Here is a 19800-nt window from a genome sequence, read left to right as displayed (position 1 = left end):
ATGTTTGTAAAGAAAAAAGCGATACTTATAGCGTTAAGTTTAATTCTTGCAGGAGGCTTATCATTTTTTCAGTATCAATATTTCAAAAGCATGGCAGAAAGTGATAAAAAAATTCAAGTAATTGTTGCAGCTTCTGATATTAAAGCAGGAGAAAAAGTAGATACAAAGTTAGGGATAAAAGTTATACCTCAATCAGCTTATGTAAAAGAAATGTATTTGGCAAATGAGAAAGTGACTGGTTATGCAAAAGTAGATATTGCTGCGGGGTTATATGTGCTAAAAAGTATGGTTTCACATGAGGAAGTACCTGTCTTGAAGGAGGGTATGAGAAGGGTAACAATAGGTGTAAATTTGACATCATCTCTGGCAGGGAAAATCAAGCCGGGTGATATGGTCGATATTGGATGGGTACCCAAGGATGAAGCTAAGGATGGTGCTCCTAAAGTAATAGCTGAGAAGGTTCAAATATATGATGTTGTAAATAAATCAGGAGAAGATGTTAGAAAAGCTGATAAGAACAATCAGTATGATAAAGAGTCTTTAATTCCTGCAGCAGTGACTTTAATTGTTACGCCTGAGCAGGCAGTTGCTATAAAAGAGTGTGAAGCTAAAGGAAGTTTGTTTTTACTAGGATATTAAGGACTTTACAAAAAGAAGAAGTTAACCGAAAATATAATTAGAAAAACCAAAGAAAGCGAGGCAATAAAATGACGAAAAGAGCGGCATTAGCAGTTTTACTAAATTTTTTACTATTTTATTTTGTTTTTTCCTCCCCTTCCTATGCTGATTCGTATTACAAGGGGTTCTTGTACACTTATCAGAACAACACCTATATGATGGTGCCTGCAAGAGGCGTATTTCAGAGCATGGGAGCTGAAGTTAAATGGTTTGGTGATACTCAAACTGTTGAAATTACAAAGGATGACCTAAAAATTGTGCTTCAAATTAACAGCACAAAAGCAGTTGTAAACGGAGAAAGCAGAGAAATGCCTGTACCGGCAATAATTAAAAATGACTCTACTTTTTTACCCCTTCGGTTTTTAGCTGAGCTGATAGGTGGAAATAAAGTAAAATGGGAAGATGCTACTCAAACAGCTGTAATTCCTTTCAATGGCTCGGCTATATATGTGAAGGCAGTGGATTATGATGCCGAAATACAGAGCTTCAGCACAAAAATTAATGGAATTTCAGTAACAGGTGTAAAGATACCTTACAATTCACCTTATAAACCTGCAGTTGTTCTGGCTAATAATCAAATAGGGACTACTCAGAGCTTATATGATATGGCTAAATCTTATAATGCTTCTGCAGCAATTAATGGAACATTTTTTAGCGCCTATAACGGCCATCCTGATCCGTGGAATACAATTATTAAGTCAGGGAAAGTGGTTCATATAGGTAATATAGGAACCGTTTTTGGTTTTACTGCTGATGGAAGAGTTAAGATGGAAAAATTGAGGATAAAAATAGAAGGTGGTACGAACGGGTCTTATTCATGGCCAAATAACTGGTACGCTTATGGATTTAATCATACACCTAATGGAAATGGTGTGTACATATTTACACCTGAATGGGGGACAAGTTTAGGATTTGGCTATGGAATAAATGTTGTAGTGGAAAATGGTGTTGTCAAATACATTAAGGAAAACCAAGATGTTAATATTCCTGCTAATGGATATGCAATAAACCTCACCGGCAGTGAAGAGTACCTAGCAAGAGTTTTTGAGGTTGGAAAAACAGTAGAATATAGAATTGTTTATACAGATGCAGACGGAAACAAAGTAGACTGGTCTGATGTGGTTGAGGCAGTGGGAGCAGGTCCCACTCTCGTTAGAAATGGTGAGATAAATGTTGATCCTGTTAGTGAAGGTTTTACTGAAGCCAAGATTTTGAGCTTATCTTTTGCTAGAAGTGCAATAGGAGTTACTCCTCAAGGAGATATTCTTCTTGTGACTGTACCGAATGCTACTGTGTATCAGTTGGCGCAGATTATGAAGCAATTGGGCACTTACAACGCTATGAATCTTGACGGCGGAGCTTCTTCTGGATTGTACTTTAAAGGAAAGTATCTTACAACACCCGGTAGAAACTTGAGTAATGCTTTGGTATTTTACAAATAAGATTTGGGCCCTGCACAAAATGTGCGAGGCCTTTATTTTATTGAGGAGGTGGAGGAAATAAAGTATATCCCAGTTATAATGCTTCTTTTTTATTTAAGCTATCTAGACCTTAAAAAAGGGAGGTACCAGATTTTGCGGTACTTGCCCTTTTTATTTATTCCTTATTTACCTGCAGCAATTTTAAAGAAAGTTTTTTAACGGCAGTAACAGTTTTTTTACTTCTTCTTATTCCATCAATTATATTTGAAGGAAGTATTGGAGGAGGAGATATTAAGCTTTTAACTGCTTTAGCTTTTTTATGGGAAAAGATTTCTCTGTATTAGCACTCCCTATGTTTGTGCTTCTTGCAGGTACTTTAATTTACGGGCTAATTAAAGGAAAAGGGGTAAAGTATTCTGTGCCTCTTGTACCATATGTGTTTGTGTCATACCTATTCTATTTTTCTCTGGAGGTGTTTTTGTGGAATTTGCACTTCTGGTATTAAATGATGAATATCACAAAGTAGAGCTTGCAGGCGGCTACTGTGACGGGAAATGCGGTGTGTGCAGAAAATGTATAAACAACAGAAACATTATTACGCTCATTAGAGAAGAAAATGCAGAGTTTTATCAGAAGTATGTTTTAGATCACCAAACAAGAACTGCTGAGTTATGTAAAAAAGTATCAGAAGCTCTTTCTCTTGATGAAGGTGAAAGAAGAATTCTCATTCAATCTGCACTACTGCACGACATAGGAAAACTCCTAATACCTTTCAACATTCTTTCAAAGAACGGCCCCTTATCACCCTTTGAAAGGCGAATAATGGAGTTTCACCCTTTAAGGGGTGCTGAGTGGCTCAGAGAAAGAGACTTCCCTGAGGAAATTGTAACTATCATTGAGGCTCATCATGAAAGAGTGGACGGCTCAGGCTATCCTTATGGATTAAAAGGTGATGAAATACCTTTTTTAGCAAGAGTTTTAACTGTATGTGATGCTTTTGAGGTGATGATAAGCGGTGGACACTATAAACCACCTAAGAGTATAAGTGAAGCTTTAAATGAGCTTAAAAGAGAAGCAGGCACACAGTTCGACGGAGAAATAGTAATTGTTTTTACTGAGATGTGGTATAATGAAGTAAAAAGAGAAAAGAAGGTGGTTATATGAAGATAACAGGGAAAATAGAAATCCCAGAAGAAATACTTCTAAGCCTCAAGAAAAGCGAAGATGAGTTTATAACCGAACTAAAAAGAACAGCAGCAGTTAGGTACTACAAAGAAAAAAACTTTCTTTAGGACAATGTGCTGTCCTTGCTGAAATGAGCGAAGAAGAGTTTATAAAATATCTTTCAAACTTTGATGCAAGTATCTTTTCTTTCGATAACAAGGAAGAGCTTCTGGAGGATATAAAAAATGCATAAAGTTGTTGCTAATTCGACACCTTTAATAATTCTCTCGAATATTGATAAAATTGAGATTCTTAAAAAACTGTACGGGACAATATATATTCCTTCTGGTGTTTTTGAGGAGGTGAATTTTACTGGAAATTTCAAAAGCCATGACTTCATAAAGGTTGCAAACATTAAAAACAAAGAAGCTAAACAATTTTTCCCCGTAAGTCTTCACAAGGGTGAAATAGAGGTAATGATTTTAGCGAAGGAAATTAATGCTAATCTATGCATAATAGATGATTACCTTGCGAGAAAACACGCAAAAAATTTAGGATTAACTGTAACAGGCACATTAGGAGTTCTGATAAAAGCGAAAGAAAAAAGATTTTAAAAGAAGTAAAGCCATTGTTGGATAAAATGCTGGAGAAAAACTTTTATATTGACAGAAAATTATACAGTGAAGTTTTAGAGATTTGCGGAGAAAAATAGATGCGCCGATTAGGCGTTTTTTTATTTTTGCAAAAAAATTTAAAGGAGGAAGGAGTTCAAGTGTTTAAAATAGGGCTTGACTTGGGATATGGGTATGTGAAAGGGGTAAATGAAGCAGGCAAAACCGTCCTTTTCCCTTCCCTTGTTGGGAATGCGTATCAGAGAAATTTAATAGGGCTGTTCGGCCAGAATTTGAATAACCTCATCGAAAACATGCACGTGGTTTTAAGAAATGGGAAAGAAGAGCAGGAAGAATATTTTATCGGCGACTTGGCCAGAAGAGAAGGACGAAACGTAAGCTATGCCTTTGATGAGAATAAAATAAATCATCCCAACACAAAAGCTGTCCTTGCCAGCGCTTCAGCTCTTTTATTCCCATCAAATGATGAGCCTGTACACATTGTGTCAGGCCTTCCTTTAGAGCAGTACATCCATCAAAAAGATGAGCTTAAAGAAATGCTCAAAAATTTTAAAGCAATGGTGGAGTTTAAAGGATACAACATCTTAAAGATAGTAAAGTTTGACAGAGTGACAGTTTTCCCTCAGGCTGCAGGAGCAGTATACTATGCTATAATGGATGACCTGCAGAAGTACTTAATAAAGGGAAGTTACATAGGGCTTATTGACATAGGCTATAGAACGACAGACTATATAGTTTTTGTTGTTGATGGAAAGCTGTCACTGAGGGAAGACCTTTCGGGTACTTTAGACATAGGCATGTCTCAGCTAAGCAACGCTGCTGATAAACTGTTTACTCAAAAGACCGGATCTAAGCTTGATATACCCGAGCTCATCCAGCTTGTGAATGAAGGAAGCATATTCTACAGAGGAAAAATTTTAAACTTTGAAAAAGAGTTAAATGAGGTAAAGCTTGAGATATCACGTGTAATACAAGACAGAATAAAGGCTGTGTGGGGAAGCAAGCTTGACTTCTTCAACACAATTTTCCTAGCGGGAGGTGGAGCAGTAAGCCTATTTGACAGCTTAAAGAACCTGTATGAAAACACAGTACTGGTTAAGAATTCTCAATTTGCCAATGCAAAAGGATTTCTTAAAGTAGCAGAACTGGAGGAGAAAAAAGAGAGGGATAGGGAATGACAAAAGAGAGGAATCTGGATTACAAAGGCGCATGGGAATTAATGAAGCAGATGGTTGACTACTACACGGGAGAAAAGAAGTACCTCACAAGGAGAGAAATAAAGTACATCATACGTGTGTGCGAAAATAAAGATGAGAAAGTTATTAAAATCATAGATGATGACAAAGGAGGAACAAAAATATGATTAAAATAACTCTTCCTAAAAAAAGGCATGAAGGAAAAAGTTTATGAAATATGGGATGAATTGAAACTGACCGGCCACATGTTCATAGAGCAGAAGGATAAAAACTATATTGTCACACTGGAGCCTGAAAAAGAAATTTCTCTAGAGCTTCTTAGAAAAAACTGCCGAAAGAAAGCATAATTGAAAAAGTTACATCTACTCACACTGGCAAAGCAGATGAAGACATGTTTACAGAGTTAAACCCAGAAGAAATGGACGCTTAGAGATTGTTTTTTATGAATTTGTATTACAACTACTTTAAAATAGTGTTTACACCTTCTAAGCCTTATACTATCTAACCTAAAAGGCTTTATTTTTATACTTTGTATTACACTTCTGATTAAACATATGTTTACATCACCAAATCCTTTAAACAACTGCTTTTACAAAGGCTTATTTTCAATTTTGTATTACATTTTTAAGCAGTTGAAAATCAGAGCTGTAATACAAATTCACAATTTACCTCCTCTCCCCTACTCTTCTAACTGCTTTTGAAGGTGTAAACATAAATGGGAGTGAAGCAAATTGAAAGTCTACAGTTTCCGCACAAATAAAGAAGATAAGGATATTGAGGATCTTCTTGAATCATTAAAAGGAGACAAAAGTCAATACATAAAAAATGCCCTGCGCTTTTACAGAGACTTTGGAGTTAAAATAGAAAAAATTGAAGCCATATTAGAGAAATTGGAACAGACAGGGATACAAGTACAAAAACCACTACAGTCCTCAGAACCTGAACCGGTTGCTGAGAGTGAAACCTCTAATGATGAAAAAGTTCTCCTTGAAAGCCTAGAAGATATTTTGTCCCTTTAGGTAAACTTACTGGAGGTGTAAAAATGGAGAAGCTTTATTCTATTTTGAATCCCTTTGACAGCTGGTGGAATGATGAAGGAGAAGAGAAGAATTTGGAGGCAAGAAAGGCTTTGCAGGATTTTTATAAGGAGTTAAAAAAATTAAGGCCTTCTAAAAAGTATGAGAAAAATATAGTTCACTTTTCATATGTTCCGTACCTTGTTAAAATAAAGAAAGCTCTTGACGAAAAAAGGTATATGAGAGCATGTAACGAGATAATTTCACTAATGCACTATGAACCTTTTCTGCAGGGAAGAATTTATTACAACGTCCTCAAGCTTTTAGAAAAGGAGGTTATACACAATTCTTACGACTTTCAATATGCTCTTGAGTTTACTAATCAAGTTTTAAAAGATGAGACAAAAAAAGAAGATAAAGTTCGGATATTAAACTTTATGCTTGATATAATTAGAGAAGATTTAAAGTGCCAAAAATTAGAAGATAGCTTAATAGATTTTCGTATAGAACTTATACGTGAAATCTCAAAAATAAAACATTATATTGAGAAAGATGCTGTTTAAAACCACCTTTGCATTATGCAAGGGTGCTTTTCTATTTTTCAAAACCTGCTGAGCTTTTATGCTTTGTTTTTATAATGCAGGATAAGAGAAGGTGCGCTTTGCGCTGCACACACGTCGGGCAGTGCCCGACGGAACTAAATTTATAAGAGGTACTTTTCAAGGAGCTTTTTAAAAATTGAGGATGTATTAAACACCTTAAACATATACAAAATATTTTAAATTCTATATCTTTTTGAGGTACTTGTTAGGAGACAAATGTTAGACAAAGAAATATTTTCATCTAAAAGTTTCAAAAGAAAGGAGGAAATTAAGAGAAAATGTCGAATTTAAATATGTAACTAAAAGTGGATGAGGAGTAGGCTTATGGCAAATAAAAAAGTATATATCAAAGGATATCCATTCTATTTTTGGGAAATTAAAGACCATACCAAAGTTAAACATAGAGTTTTTGCTGACTATTTTGATAAATATGTGAAGATAGTTGGAAAACATCATAATATCAATTATATTGATTGCTTTGGGGGGTGTGGAGCATATATTGACGAAAATCAGGATATTTATTTTGGCTCTCCTATTTTAGCAGCGATTATGGCAAAAGAAAATATAGAAAAATTAAATCGTAAGATTAGAATTTTTGTTATAGATACAGATAAAGAAAATTTGGAAAACCTTCAAAAAATAATTGAATTCATCAAATTCAAAGATATAAAAATACCGATAGAATTAATTAATGATAACTATAAAGAAGGTACAGAAAAAGTTTTACAGAGTTATCCACGTACTCCCACTTTTTACCTAATAGATCCTTTTGGATATTCTTTAGATTATAAGTTTTTTAAAGCAACATGCAATGATAGAAGGTCAGAAATAATAGTAAACTTTATGTTTAATGCATTGAATAGAGGAATTTCTATAGAAAAAGTAAGACAAACAATAAATAATCTATACGGAACAGATGAGTGGGAAAAAATAAAAAATTTAAAAGGGCGTGAACGTGAAAAAGCTGCTGTGGGTTTATTTGTTAAAAAACTAGAAGAAATATTTTCACATGTCAAAGAATATAGAATAAGTTTTCCTGATAAAGATAGGACATATTACTATTTAATTCATGGAACTAATCATCAATTAGGACTTAGAATAATGAGTTCTTCTTTTGCAAAGTATAACAATGGAAATTTAGAGTATAGAGGGCCTAAGCAAAATCAGCGGTCGCTCTTAGACATGGAAGAATTTAAAATAGATGAAATAAGTAGTTTTTTATTTAGAAAATATAAAAATAGGGAAGTAAGTTTTTTAACCCTAGTTATTGAATGTATAAAAAATGGATATGCCGAGACCTTTGTAAGAAAAGCATTATCGAAATTAGAAGAGGATGGTAAAATTCAAATAATTCGTAGACCACAATATACTTCACAAGGTCATGAAAGGAAAGGTATTAAAGAGAATGATATTATTGTTTTTAAGGAGTGAAAACAAAATGGATAAAGTTATTAGGAAAAGTTTACTCTATAAATCTGGGGTCGAATATGGTGATTATACAATAAATCATGTTGTTGGATGTTCACATGGCTGTAATTTTCCTTGCTATGCATTTATGTTATCCAAACGATTTGGAAGAGTAAAGTCTTATGAAGAATGGATTAAACCTAAGATAGTTTCTAATGCCTTAGAACTTTTGGATAAAGAGATACCAAAATTAAAAGATAAAATTCACTTTGTACACCTAAGTTTTATGACAGATCCGTTTATGATGGGGTATCCAGAAGTTGTTAAATTATCTTTAGAGATAATAAAGAAATTAAATAAAAATGGGATAAAGGTGACCACATTGACTAAGGGTTTATATCCTGACGAGTTACTAGACAAAACAAATTATGATACTGATAATGAATATGGAATTACCCTGGTTTCGTTGGATGAAAATTTTAAAAGGATTTATGAACCATATTCCTCAAATTATAGAGATAGAATAGAAAGCCTAAAAAAACTTCACAATGCAGGACTTAAAACTTGGGTAAGTATTGAGCCTTATCCAACTCCAAATATTGTTAATCAAGACTTAAGAGATATTTTAAATGAAATATCGTTTGTTGATAAAATCGTGTTTGGCAGACTTAACTACAATAAAAAAGTTAGTGAATATTTGTGGTATAAAGAGTTTTATAATTACTGCAGTGATGTAGTAATAAAATTCTGTGAACAACACAATATAGAGTATCATATAAAAGAGGGTACTATTACAGAAGATGCTCCTTATATACTTGAAGGTTATAAAAAAGACACACAAAAATTATTTTACACTAATAAAAAAGTAGCTATAAAATAAAACTCAGTTATTAAGGTTTTCTATGAAACGGGATTACCGCCCGTTTCTTTTTTTACAAAATTTTAAGGGAGGGATAATTCTGAAAAAAATATACGTCTGGCTTCCAGAAGATATTTATAATGCTTTAGTTAATTTAGCTTCTAGAAGAGATGAGGCTATCTCGGCTGTTGCAAGAAAAATGCTTATAGAATCAATTACTAATGAAGCTGCAAATGATGGGATTGATAAAGTCACCGAAGCCGTTCGCAAAGCCATGCGGGATGTACTAAGACCGACAGAGGACCGGCTGGCCAAGCTCATGGCTAAAGCAGCTGTTGCAGCAGCCACAGCAATGTACATGAATGTGCAAACTATAGCAGATTTAGGCAAACACAATGCTGTTGAAATTTACAATGAAGCAAGGGTTAAAGCAGCCGCTTATCTCAAAGAAAGAGATGATAATGAATGAGCTCTCCTTTTGTAATGAAGATAGCTTTTTATCCTCCAACAGCTAAAAACCAAGCAAGGAACAGTGCCCACGTTCAGTACATTGCAACAAGGCCGGGAGCAGACAGAGGAGAGCTCAGCATAGAAGATGAATTGGAGCCAGACACTCCTGAGTGGCACACAAAGTACATGCACGAAAGGCCTGGAAGCCACGGACTTTTCACTGCTGAGGAGGAAATGCCTGACTTGGGAGAAGTTCAAAAGGAGCTTAAAAACCACAATGGCATTGTCTGGAGAATGGTTTTATCTTTGAAAGAAGATGATGCTGTAAGATTGGGCTACACAACAAGAGAGTCATGGGAAAAAGTATTAAGAGCGACACTTCCTGAAGCTGCAGCAAAAATGGGTATTCCAGAATCAAACCTAAGATGGGCAGCTGCTTTTCATCAGACAAAAGGTCATCCTCATGTGCATGTAATACTATGGGAGAAAGAACCCAAGCGCACTAGAGGAGTGCTCTCACATGGCGAAAGAAAAGACATAAGAAAAATATTTATTCGTGAAATATACGCAAAAGAAAGGCTGGCACTTACAGCAGAAAAATCAGCAGTAAGGGACTTAATAAGAGATACAGCAAGAAGTGATGTTGTAGATGTCTTAAGAAAAGTTGAAAGTGCGAGGGTGAAAGTAAGAGCATTGAGTGGAGGAAAAGCAGGACTTCCTCCTACACTTGAACCTCATGTAAGAGAAGAGCTTTTAGAAAAACTCAAAGAGCTGTCAAAAATTATGCCTCAAAAAGGACGCATTGCTTTTGCTTACATGCCTGAAGAAGTAAAAGAAAAAGCAAAGGAAATTACAGACTGGCTTTTAAAGCAGCCTGGATTCTCTCAATCTGTTGAAAGATATAAGGACCTTGCTAAAGAGCTGGCCAGCCACTACACATCAAATCCTGAAGCTTTAGAAAAAGTAGCAGAAAAAGCATATGAAGACATACAGAAAAGAGTAGCTCAAATTGTATTAAAAGGCGCAGCGGTGCTGCAGGAAGAAAAAGCGGTAGATACAGCAAGGCTCACAAACTCAGTATGGCGCTCAGCATGGAGAGCTCTAGAAAGAGAAAGATTAAGAGCAGAAGCAGAGGCAAGTATTGCAGCTCAAAGAGAAATGGAGAAAAAAAGAAAAATGGCAGAAAGAGGTGAAAGCCGTGAGATTTAGAGTTATAATAGCAGTTCTAATTCTCATGCTTGATTTTTTATTTGCACCTTTTTTGCTGCTTTTCCCGATTTACGCTAAAGATTACGGCTTTAAAGAAGGCCTTCCTAAATGGGAGGCATATATAAAAGAGAAACCTTTATCGGGAATATCTTTACTGCTCAAAAAAGAAGATGTGAAGACCTCATGGCTGTGGTTACAGCCTGCTGTTTTTGCAGCTTTAATTTCTGTACTTTTTCCTATCTATGGAAGGAGAAAAAGAAAAACTGATGAGCTGGGTCTTCCTGAAGCAGCAGGAAGAGGAGAATATGGAACCGCAAGGTGGAGAACAGAAAAAGAAATATCAAAAACTTTTACAGTGTGGAATTTGAACAACAACCCCCCGAAAGGGGGCTTTGTTGTAGGGTTTAATCCTTCTACTTCAAAAGCATGGCTTGACACAGGAGATACTCACTGCTTAGTTATAGGCTCAACAAGAAGCGGCAAATCAAGAAGAATAATACTACCAACGATATGGGCTATTGCAAAAACAGGAGAAAGTATGATTGTATCTGACCCCAAAGGAGAACTGTACAGCTATACATCAGAATACCTAAAAAAGCTTGGATATAAAGTTATTCTAATTGACTTAAGAAATCCATATCGAGGAAACCAGTGGAATCCTGTTTTAGAAGTGGCATCTTATCTTGAAGCCGGTGATTATTCTGGTGCAAGTCAAAGTGCATGGGACATAGCGAACATAATAACAAATCAACAGCCACAAATAGGGGTAGACCCCATATGGCCTCAGTCACAGGAAAGCTTAACAGCTGCTTTAATTTTAGCTGTTGCTTCTTCTGCGCCAAAGGAGGCAAGGCATTTAGGCAGTGCTTATGAGATGCTCCACCGCTTAGGCGCAAATGGAGGAGAATTATTAGATAGGTATTTTAAGTCGTTACCCTATACACATCCTGCTGCTTCAGCCTACGGAGTTGCAGCTCTTTCAGAAGATAGATTAAGAAGCTCTATATTCACAGGCACTGCAGCACAGTTAAGGCTCTGGAGCGACCCTGCAGTTGTTTATCTTACATCAAAAAAGGACCACGATTTAGATGCTGTAGGAAAAGAAAAAGCAGCAGTATTTATAGTCATTCCTGATGAACGAAGCACACGAAACGTATTAGCAACACTTTATATTTCGCAAGCCTATCAAGCTTTAGTTGACCTTGCAAATAAAAACAGAGGAAGACTTCTTCAAAGAGTTAATTTTATTCTAGACGAGTTTGGGAACCTTCCTCCAATACCTGACTTTGATAAAAAAATCACTGTAGCAGCAGGAAGAAACATGAGGTTTTTACTGGCTGTTCAGGATATATCACAGATTAAAGCAAAGTATAAAGAGCTTGCTCAGACAATCACAGGAAACTGTGCTGTCTGGATATACATCCTCACAACAGACCCGGAAACAGCGAAGATAATAAGCTTAAAAACAGGACAGTACACAATAAGGACTGAAAGTTATTCTTCACAAGTTAAACATACAGATTACAGTCACAGCACATCAGAGGGCCTCACAGGAAGGCCTTTATTAATTCCTGATGAAGTTTTGAGGTGGCCGCAGGATAGAGCACTTATACTTCAGGCAAGGCAGAATCCTGCATGGCTTCCCCTACCCGACCTTTCTAAATGGCCTGCAGCAAAAGATTTAATTCCTGCTGCTTTAGAAGAAGCTGTAAGGGAGGTGGTGCCTGCTCCTGTATGGATACCTGACATCGAGAGTGAAAGTGTAAAAGAAAAAAGTATAGAGAGAACTAATGAGAATTTATTATCAAAATTAAGATGAGGAGGAGATTTTATGCCAACTTTTGTCTCTGGTGCTGTTAATCTTTTAAATGATGTCTTAACGTGGATTCTTTACATTATACCTGCTGCTTCCGGAGCAGCTATAGGGTATCATGCTTTGATGAAGCAGATGGGAGACGGCGACCCTGCTGTTACTGCAGCGCACAACAGGTCTATAAGAAACATCTTAATAGGCGGCGCAATAGGGATGAGCGCAGCTTCAATTGTTAAAGTATTTTTATCCTACTTCAAGTAATTTTAAAGGGTCGGATTATACCGGCCCTTTCTGGAGGTGTTTTTCTTGTTTACTGCAATAGAGAACATGATTATGAATGCTGTAAATAATTTTTTCACGAATATACTGGATAGTCTCCTGAGCCTTTTTGTTTCATTTTTAGGAGATGAGATGGCACTGGCTTTGAAGATTTTAAATACACCTTATGTAACTAATGCAATCTACCTTACAAAAGTAGTAGCAGGTACTCTTTTAGGAGTAAAGGTAGCTGCTGAGGCATTAAAAACATACATTCTATACAGCTCAGGAGATTCATCAGCACAGCCTCTGGAGCTTCTTAAAAGAACTGCCTTTGCTGCTTTAATGATTTCGGCAGGTCCATGGGCAGTGACGACGGTGTATGAATGGGGTACAGAGCTTGCAAAGGCTGTAGCGTCTTTGCCCTCTACGCAAACAGGCAATCCTACTGCAGGAATTACTACAATTCTGCAGCAGCTTTCTTCTTTTTCTTCTGCTGTTATTTTCATAGCTCTTACAGCGGTGGTCATATGGATTTTAATTCTCATTCAGACAGGTATAAGAGCTGTAGAAGTTGCTTTTCTTGCAGTGTCAGCTCCAATCATGGCGGTAGGGCTGACACGCCCCGATGAAGGTGTGTGGTCTGTGTGGTGGAGAGAGCTTATTGTTTTGTCTTTATCTCAAGCTGTGCAGACTTTCATGATTAGGGGCTTTCTCTCAACAGGAGTTAACATGCAGTTTACTCAGCCTGTACTAAATCTTTTAATGCTCATAGGCTGGCTCTGGGTTGCATTTAAAACTCCTGCTGTTTTAAGACAGTTTGCATATCATTCAGGACTTGGGTCTGCCATAGGCCATGCAGGACAGACAGCAGGAAGCATGTATATAATGAGGAGAATGATTTTGAGAGGATGATGTGGGTTGTATCAAGTTCCTAAAAATATTTCTGCACGATTTGAATTTTTTCCAGGCTTCGGATGGAAAGAGCTCTTTTTTGTGCTCTTAGGCCTTTTGTTAGGCTTGATTGTTTATTTGATTTTATCTATCTTTACTCACTCCCCTGCTAGGTACCTAGCAGTGTTTATCTTTACCGGCCTTGCTTACTTTCTGGTTATTCCCGGTCCTGACGGGAACAGTGTGTCAAGTTTAATTAAATACTACCTCAAATGGAGTAAGAAGCAGAAGAGATACCTTTATGTGCAAGGAGGTTGCAGAGATTGATTGGAATTTTTAAAAAAGAAAAAGCTGTAAAAAAAGATAAGGTAAAAATAGAAGAGCAGAAAAGAAAGGCTGTTCAGGAATGGCTTCCTGTAAAAGATGTTGCAGAAGATATGATTTTACTCAAAGACGGAAGATATATATGTATTTTAAAGGTTATGCCTTTGAATATCAGCTTAAAAAGTGAAAATGAAAAGAAGAGAATAATACAGACAGTTTATGAAGCTTTAAACGGTTTTAAAGAGTCCATGCAAATATTTTCTATAGGCAGGCCAGTAGACCTTGACTCTTACATCAGCTATCTTCAGACAAAATCAAAAGAAGAGACGAGCATAATTAAAAAGAGGCTTCTTCAGGAGTATCTAAAATATGTCGCTTCTATTGTCACAAGCGGTGAGGCAATAGAAAGGCGCTTTTTTATTATGTTCTCAGGTAAAGAAAAAGAAGAGCTTAAAGCAAAAGCTCACGAGCTTGCTAATAATCTTGAAAAATCAGGGTTAAAGATAGAATTAGCAGCAGACCAAGACATAATAGACCTTCTTTTCAGCTTCAGCCACCCATCACAGGCGGCATTTGAAAGAGCACCAGCTTTTAATGGACCATACTTACCACCTATGTATTCTTAAGTGAGGTGAAGAAATTTGAAGAAAAAAGAAGTAAATGTACTCACAGGCTTAATAGATATGATTTTGCCTCAAGCCCTTGAATTTAATGCAAGGCAGATTGTGTTTAATGACCAGCTTGCAAGAATCCTAGTCATTGCAGGCTATCCTCCCAAAGTTAACGCAGCATGGCTTTCAAGAATCGCAGGAATGCCGGGAGTTGTATGTTCAGTTCATGTTGAGCCAACTGACCCTACAAATTTAATAATGAGCTTGAATAAAGCAATTGGTGAATATGCAGGAAGGCTTGAAATGGGAGGCAATGCCCTCACAATGCAGAGAACAGAACAGGCTTTGAAAGATGCAGAAGAGCTTATGAGGAAAATAGACCAAGAGCAGCAGCAGGTGTTTTACGTTACAGTTGTCCTTATGGTCCTTGCCCCTACTCAGCAGGAGCTTGACAGAAGAACAAGACAGGTTGAAGCAGCTCTAGCAGCTTCAGGTATGAGAGGAAGAGTCCTTATATTCCGCCAAGAAGAAGGATTAAAAGCAGTAGCGCCCTTCTGCACACTGCCTGACGAGGTTAAAGAAGCAGGAGCAAGGAATATGCCTGCTGAAACTGTTGCTGCCTCCTTCCCCTTCACTGCTTCAGGCATAAACGATGGAACTGGTGTTGTTTTGGGAAAAGACAGAGACGGTGGATTAGTACTGGTTGATATATGGAAAAGAGGAGGCGATAGGACAAACTCTAACTGGACTATTCTTGCAAAGCCCGGCGCAGGAAAAAGTTTTACTGCTAAAATGCTACTCTTAAGGGAGTACATGCAGGGAAGCAGAATCATAATTATAGACCCCGAGCGAGAGTACAAAGATATGTGTCATAGGCTCGGAGGAGTCTGGATTAACTGCACGGGTGGAGAAGGAAAGATAAATCCACTGCAGGTGAGATTGAGGCCTGTTGAGGAAGAAGAGGAAGAAAATAGTAGATTACAAAGCCCTTTAGCTTTACACATACAGACTTTAAGAACTTTCTTTAGCTTATATCTTAAAGACTTAACAGACACAGAAAAGGCAGCTCTGGAGGATGCATTAGTAGAAGTGTATAAAGAAGCAGGAATTACATGGGATACAGATCCAAGAGATGTTCCTAATGAGAAGTGGCCTACTGTAAGGGAGCTGTATAAATACCTCGTTAAAAAGGCGGAAGAAAATCCTGAAACTTATGGAAGGCTTTCAGTTCTTTTAAAAAGAGCAGCAGAAGGAGCAGACTCATATTTATGGGCAGGCCCAACTGCTGTGGAGGCTGACTCCGATTTTATTGTTTTTGATGTTCATGATTTGCAGAATGCTGAAGACCAAGTTAAAAGAGCGCAATATTTTAATGTGCTCTCTTTTGCATGGAACATACTTGAAAGGGATAGAAGAGAGAGAACTGTTTTGGTTGTGGATGAAGCATGGATGCTTGTAGATCCTCAAACGCCTCAGGCAATTGCATTTTTGAGAGACACATCAAAGAGAATAAGAAAATATAATGGAAGTCTTATTGTTATAAGTCAGAACGTTATAGATTTTTTAGCGCCAGAGGTTCAGAGATACGGCCAAGCTCTTTTAGATAACCCCACTTACAAGCTCCTTTTAGCACAGGGAGAAAAAGACTTAGAAGCAATAACGGCCCTTATGAACCTTTCTGAAGCAGAGCATGACCTTCTCGCAAATGCAAAAAGAGGAGAAGGCCTTTTTGTTGCAGGTACACAGAGAATTCACATAAAGATTGAAGCAGCACCTTATGAAATGCAGTATTTAACTGGAGGCGGAAGTTGATGAATGTTTTGGGAAAAGTGCTTCTGGCTCTTCTGCCGGATGATTTGGAGAGCATTTTTAAGTTTGCTCTTCTTTTTGTTGTTGTTCCTGTTTTAGTGATTGCTGTAATTTTTGCAGGCCCCATTACTGCTTTTGAGAAGGTTCCACTTATTACTGCAAAGCAGGCCAAATTCTACATCAATGCAGCAGAAAAGGTGAAAAAAGAGTTTAACATGGGTCCTGATTGGAGAGAGCTTGTTGCAATAGACGCTGTAAGGTTCAAGCAGGATTTTTCCAAAGCTACCCCTGAGGATGCGTATAAGCTTGCTTCAATGTTTGTGCAAAACATAGGAGAAGTTGTTACAGAAAATGGACTGCACTTTCCGGTATATAAGCTTTTAAGCTTAGATGAGGTCTTAAATATGCTTGATTTTACAGAAGAAGAAAAAGACAAGGTTAAAGAGTTCCTTGAGTTTCTCAAAAACGCAGACCTTTCTTTTTTGTTAGATGCTGCTTCAGGTGTGCCTGAAGGGTGGGTACCTGCTGAGAAAAATCTTAAGTGGCCGGTACCGGGTGTGTATAAAATTACTTCTCCTTTTGGGCCTCGAATTGACCCGGTATACGGAGTAGAAAGATTTCACTCAGGTGTAGATATAGGAGCACCAGCAGGAACACCGGTTGTGGCTACTTTAGATGGAGAAGTAGTCTATGCGGGATGGAATGACGGCTACGGCTTAGTTGTTTTTATATGGCATAACAACAATTTAGAGACAAGATATGCTCACTTATCTTCCATAGCAGTAAAGCAGAGGCAGGTTGTAAGAGCTGGTGATGTAATTGGATATGTAGGCTCCACAGGTAAGAGCACAGGCCCTCACCTTCACTTTGAGGTAAGAGTTGGGGGAAGAGCTGTAAATCCACTTGACCTTTTTAAGTAAGAAAGGAGGTTCAGGCTTGCTTGTTTCGATTATTGCTGGAAAACAGATGGCTGAGGAGATAAGAAAAGCTTTAGCTGATGCAGGAGATATAGTTTTTGAACATATTGGTAAATTAGATTCTGAGAGTGTTAAAGAAATATTTTATTCTGCTTCTCGGGTTTCTTCAGAGGTACTTATTGTAGATCTTGATGTTTTTTTAGGGAAGGAGATTATTTCTGCTCTTCAAAGTTTTAGAATCGCAAGACCTGGCACCAGAATAATTGTTATTGCACCTGAGAGGAAACCGGGTGATGAAATAATATCTTCCATAGTTGGTTTAGGCATATACGACATAGCAGCAGAAGAAAAAGAGTCTAATTGGAGTGAGATAATTAGAAATATTTTGCTTTCGCCTCCTGCTACATATGCTCAGGCTGCAAGATGGCATACAGGTCAGTTTTTGAATGCTTCTATACAGGCAAAGGAAAGGGTTATTATAGAAGAAAGGCTTGCTGGTATTGTTGCTGTAGCGGTATCTGCTACTGCCCACGGCATAGGATGTACTCATACAGCTTTCTCTATAGCTTCATTTCTTGCCCGTTTAGGACATTCTACAGCAGTTATAGAAGACAGCCAGAGGTCTGTCTTTTCTTTTTTATGCAGTGTATTAAAAGCAAAAGAAGGAAAGGTAGAGGGTTCTTATACGGTTCATGGAATTGATATTTTCCCAGTAGATGAAAGCAGAAATAATGGCAATTGGAATTATGACATGCTTCTTAAAAAAATTAAAGCAGGGCAGTATGAATATGTTGTTAGAGACCTTGGAGTTTTAGATTCAGCAAGAAAAAAGAAATGTATAGAGCTGATATAGCTTTTATTGTGGCTTCGGCTGCAAAATGGCGGTGGCATGAGATTATTGACAGGATTGATTCTGAATTTAGTGTTATTTTCCCTTTAGCTTCGCAGAGTGATGTTGAAGAAGTTTCTTTTTACGCAGGAATTAAAGGGACAGCTTTGCCTTACTGTCCAAATCCTTTTGCTAGAGAAAATGATTTTATTTTTTTAAAGCTACTTGCTCCAGTACTGCCAAGCAGAAAGAAAAAGAAATCTCTTTTTGGGATTTCATTGTTTTAAGAGCTGTCCTAATAATCGGAACGGATTTTTCATTTTCGCTTTGCTCAAATCAAAAATCCGGTTAAGAGAGCACCTCTTAAAGCAGACGTGCTTTTTTTGTTTGCCCCCGCACAAAAGATTATACGCCTGCTCGCCTTACGGTCAAGGGGCAAGCCCTGTCGGGTCGGTGAGCATATCCTCCCTCGCTGCGCTCGGTCCGGTATCCCTCCCCGACCCCTTGACCTTCGGCTCGCAGGCCGTTTTGTTTTAACTGCCGGGGGCAAACAACAATCAAAATGAAAAAGTCTGTGAAGGAGGTGCTGTTAGTGAGCGTGAGCGCAGTTTCTTGAATACAAAAATACTTCCTATGAGGTAGTTTTCATTAATTGTTACAGAATTTTATAAAAAATACTATCAAATGATTGTAAAATTGTTTAAAATGTGATAAAATACTAAGTGAAAGGAGTATATGCTATGACTGACATTGAGGAAATTAAAAAATTCCTCAATAATGCTAAAGAATTGATGAAAGCAGGTGCTTTTGATTTTGTTCCTCGAAAGAAAAATATGGATTCAATTAAAGAAGCTGGCCTAACAATTAAGCATGTTAAAGAGATTATTATGGATTTAACCTACAAAAATTATTATAGAGGTCCTAGTGTGGATGTAGGCGCTAATAGAGAGGGTTTTATATGGGAATTTGGGTATGATATTGAAGGAACAGACTTTTACATAAAGCTTAAAATTGAACAAAGAGGGGAAAAAGAGTGTTTAGTATGTCTTTCTTTTCACAAAGCAGAACAGCCGTTAGTTTATCCGTATAAGTGAGGAGGTGTAGAGTGTGAAGAAATTCTGTCCAGTCTGTGGTAAAGAACAAGAAACAGAAGTAATTGAAAAAGAAGAAGTATCAACTGTTAGAGGAGACGAAATAAAAGCTTTTGCAAGGATAAGAGTGTGCAGTGTTTGTGGTGAGGAGCTGTTTGATGAGGAGTTAGAAGAAGAGAATATACAGAGGGTCTATGATATATATCGGAAAAAGCACGGAATACTCTCACCTGAAGAAATAAAAAACATCAGAGAAAGTTATGGGTTAAGCCAGAGAGCCTTTGCCAAGCTTTTGGGCATAGGTGAGGCTTCTATTGCGAGGTATGAAACTGGAGCTTTGCCTGAAAAGTCTTTAAGTAACATGATAATGCTTTTAAAAGATCCTAAAAATATGGAGAAGCTCCTTGAGAAAAATGAAAAAGCTTTAACCCCTAGGGAAAAGATGAGGCTTCTGCGTAGATTAGAAGAAATGAAAGGAGATGAAGAAAATGCTGTAAAAATTTCTAAAGAACTCTACAACCTGCTGGAAGATAAAGCTAAAAAAGAGGGAAAAAGTACCGATAAATTTATTGAAGAGATTTTAAGGAAAGTTATTTAAAAATTTAAATAGAAAGGAGTTT

Annotated in this window: 26 protein-coding genes and 1 pseudogene; all 27 read left to right on the top strand. The window is 37.2% G+C overall.

Going from position 1 to position 19800, the window contains the following annotated elements:
- The 27 genes and pseudogenes from cpaB (at window position 1) to OEI98_RS13085 (ending at window position 19778) form a co-directional block, all read left to right on the top strand.
- Entirely contained in the window at window positions 1-639 is a 639-nt protein-coding gene (gene cpaB / locus OEI98_RS13220; protein WP_266038376.1) for a Flp pilus assembly protein CpaB, read from the top strand.
- Window positions 640-707: 68 nt separating this feature from the next.
- Entirely contained in the window at window positions 708-2120 is a 1413-nt protein-coding gene (locus tag OEI98_RS13215; RefSeq protein ID WP_266038374.1) for a phosphodiester glycosidase family protein, read from the top strand.
- Window positions 2121-2272: 152 nt separating this feature from the next.
- Window positions 2273-2443 carry a prepilin peptidase gene (locus OEI98_RS13210; protein ID WP_266040716.1) on the top strand — a complete coding sequence of 57 codons (171 nt, stop codon included), beginning with the start codon at window positions 2273-2275 and terminating at the stop codon, window positions 2441-2443.
- A gap of 136 nt (window positions 2444-2579) precedes the next feature.
- Window positions 2580-3263 (top strand): HD-GYP domain-containing protein, encoded by a 684-nt coding sequence (locus OEI98_RS13205; protein WP_266038372.1) that lies wholly within the window; start codon window positions 2580-2582, stop codon window positions 3261-3263.
- Window positions 3260-3516, top strand: a pseudogene (locus OEI98_RS15400) (UPF0175 family protein). The gene OEI98_RS13205 and the pseudogene OEI98_RS15400 overlap by 4 nt, the downstream one beginning before the upstream one ends.
- Entirely contained in the window at window positions 3509-3877 is a 369-nt protein-coding gene (locus tag OEI98_RS13190) for a DUF3368 domain-containing protein (RefSeq protein ID WP_266038365.1), read from the top strand. Before OEI98_RS15400 ends, OEI98_RS13190 begins: the two are co-directional and overlap by 8 nt.
- Window positions 3878-3903: 26 nt before the next feature.
- Window positions 3904-3975 (top strand): hypothetical protein, encoded by a 72-nt coding sequence (locus OEI98_RS13185; RefSeq protein ID WP_266040714.1) that lies wholly within the window; start codon window positions 3904-3906, stop codon window positions 3973-3975.
- Window positions 3976-4035: 60 nt separating this feature from the next.
- Complete coding sequence (locus OEI98_RS13180) at window positions 4036-5073, top strand: ParM/StbA family protein (RefSeq protein ID WP_266038363.1); 1038 nt, start codon at window positions 4036-4038, stop codon at window positions 5071-5073.
- Window positions 5070-5258, top strand: a complete 189-nt coding sequence (locus OEI98_RS13175; RefSeq protein ID WP_266038360.1) for a hypothetical protein — start codon at window positions 5070-5072, stop codon at window positions 5256-5258. The genes OEI98_RS13180 and OEI98_RS13175 overlap by 4 nt, the downstream gene beginning before the upstream one ends.
- A gap of 27 nt (window positions 5259-5285) precedes the next feature.
- Window positions 5286-5438: a hypothetical protein gene (locus OEI98_RS13170; protein WP_243700718.1), complete on the top strand. Its 153-nt coding sequence runs from the start codon at window positions 5286-5288 to the stop codon at window positions 5436-5438.
- A gap of 384 nt (window positions 5439-5822) precedes the next feature.
- Window positions 5823-6110, top strand: a complete 288-nt coding sequence (locus OEI98_RS13165) for a hypothetical protein (RefSeq protein ID WP_266038355.1) — start codon at window positions 5823-5825, stop codon at window positions 6108-6110.
- 23 nt (window positions 6111-6133) lie between these two features.
- The gene (locus OEI98_RS13160) at window positions 6134-6670 is read left to right on the top strand and encodes a hypothetical protein (protein ID WP_266038353.1); all 537 of its coding nucleotides are present in this window, start codon (window positions 6134-6136) and stop codon (window positions 6668-6670) included.
- A 363-nt stretch (window positions 6671-7033) separates the two neighbouring features.
- Window positions 7034-8140, top strand: a complete 1107-nt coding sequence (tcmP, locus tag OEI98_RS13155; protein WP_266038351.1) for a three-Cys-motif partner protein TcmP — start codon at window positions 7034-7036, stop codon at window positions 8138-8140.
- 7 nt (window positions 8141-8147) lie between these two features.
- On the top strand, window positions 8148-8996 hold the full coding sequence (locus tag OEI98_RS13150) for a radical SAM protein (RefSeq protein WP_266038348.1): 849 nt from the start codon (window positions 8148-8150) through the stop codon (window positions 8994-8996).
- Window positions 8997-9075: 79 nt separating this feature from the next.
- The gene (locus tag OEI98_RS13145) at window positions 9076-9444 is read left to right on the top strand and encodes a hypothetical protein (protein WP_416237352.1); all 369 of its coding nucleotides are present in this window, start codon (window positions 9076-9078) and stop codon (window positions 9442-9444) included.
- A complete protein-coding gene (gene mobP3 / locus OEI98_RS13140; protein ID WP_266038344.1) occupies window positions 9441-10634 on the top strand; it encodes a MobP3 family relaxase in 1194 nt (397 codons plus the stop codon). The genes OEI98_RS13145 and mobP3 overlap by 4 nt, the downstream gene beginning before the upstream one ends.
- The gene (locus OEI98_RS13135) at window positions 10624-12453 is read left to right on the top strand and encodes a VirD4-like conjugal transfer protein, CD1115 family (protein ID WP_266038342.1); all 1830 of its coding nucleotides are present in this window, start codon (window positions 10624-10626) and stop codon (window positions 12451-12453) included. Before mobP3 ends, OEI98_RS13135 begins: the two co-directional genes overlap by 11 nt.
- A 12-nt stretch (window positions 12454-12465) precedes the next feature.
- Window positions 12466-12708, top strand: a complete 243-nt coding sequence (locus OEI98_RS13130) for a hypothetical protein (protein WP_019907144.1) — start codon at window positions 12466-12468, stop codon at window positions 12706-12708.
- A 45-nt stretch (window positions 12709-12753) separates the two neighbouring features.
- Entirely contained in the window at window positions 12754-13620 is an 867-nt protein-coding gene (locus OEI98_RS13125; RefSeq protein WP_266038338.1) for a conjugal transfer protein TrbL family protein, read from the top strand.
- A 6-nt stretch (window positions 13621-13626) separates the two neighbouring features.
- Window positions 13627-13926: a PrgI family mobile element protein gene (locus tag OEI98_RS13120; RefSeq protein ID WP_266038336.1), complete on the top strand. Its 300-nt coding sequence runs from the start codon at window positions 13627-13629 to the stop codon at window positions 13924-13926.
- The gene (locus tag OEI98_RS13115) at window positions 13923-14549 is read left to right on the top strand and encodes a hypothetical protein (RefSeq protein ID WP_266038335.1); all 627 of its coding nucleotides are present in this window, start codon (window positions 13923-13925) and stop codon (window positions 14547-14549) included. The genes OEI98_RS13120 and OEI98_RS13115 overlap by 4 nt, the downstream gene beginning before the upstream one ends.
- Before the next feature lie 15 nt (window positions 14550-14564).
- The gene (locus tag OEI98_RS13110) at window positions 14565-16346 is read left to right on the top strand and encodes a VirB4 family type IV secretion system protein (RefSeq protein WP_266038334.1); all 1782 of its coding nucleotides are present in this window, start codon (window positions 14565-14567) and stop codon (window positions 16344-16346) included.
- A complete protein-coding gene (locus OEI98_RS13105; protein ID WP_266040712.1) occupies window positions 16346-17263 on the top strand; it encodes a M23 family metallopeptidase in 918 nt (305 codons plus the stop codon). The genes OEI98_RS13110 and OEI98_RS13105 overlap by 1 nt, the downstream gene beginning before the upstream one ends.
- Window positions 17264-17279: 16 nt before the next feature.
- Window positions 17280-18113, top strand: coding sequence for a hypothetical protein (locus OEI98_RS13100; protein WP_266038333.1), 834 nt, complete (start codon window positions 17280-17282; stop codon window positions 18111-18113).
- On the top strand, window positions 18095-18376 hold the full coding sequence (locus OEI98_RS13095; protein ID WP_266038332.1) for a hypothetical protein: 282 nt from the start codon (window positions 18095-18097) through the stop codon (window positions 18374-18376). The genes OEI98_RS13100 and OEI98_RS13095 overlap by 19 nt, the downstream gene beginning before the upstream one ends.
- A 453-nt stretch (window positions 18377-18829) precedes the next feature.
- A complete protein-coding gene (locus tag OEI98_RS13090; RefSeq protein WP_266038330.1) occupies window positions 18830-19183 on the top strand; it encodes a type II toxin-antitoxin system MqsR family toxin in 354 nt (117 codons plus the stop codon).
- 13 nt (window positions 19184-19196) lie between these two features.
- On the top strand, window positions 19197-19778 hold the full coding sequence (locus OEI98_RS13085; RefSeq protein ID WP_266038328.1) for a type II toxin-antitoxin system MqsA family antitoxin: 582 nt from the start codon (window positions 19197-19199) through the stop codon (window positions 19776-19778).
- Window positions 19779-19800 lie beyond the last annotated feature (22 nt).

It is taken from the genome of Thermoanaerobacter sp. RKWS2, from assembly GCF_026240795.1.
Lineage (GTDB): Bacteria > Bacillota > Thermoanaerobacteria > Thermoanaerobacterales > Thermoanaerobacteraceae > Thermoanaerobacter > Thermoanaerobacter ethanolicus.
This window is presented reverse-complemented; position numbering and strand designations above follow the sequence as displayed.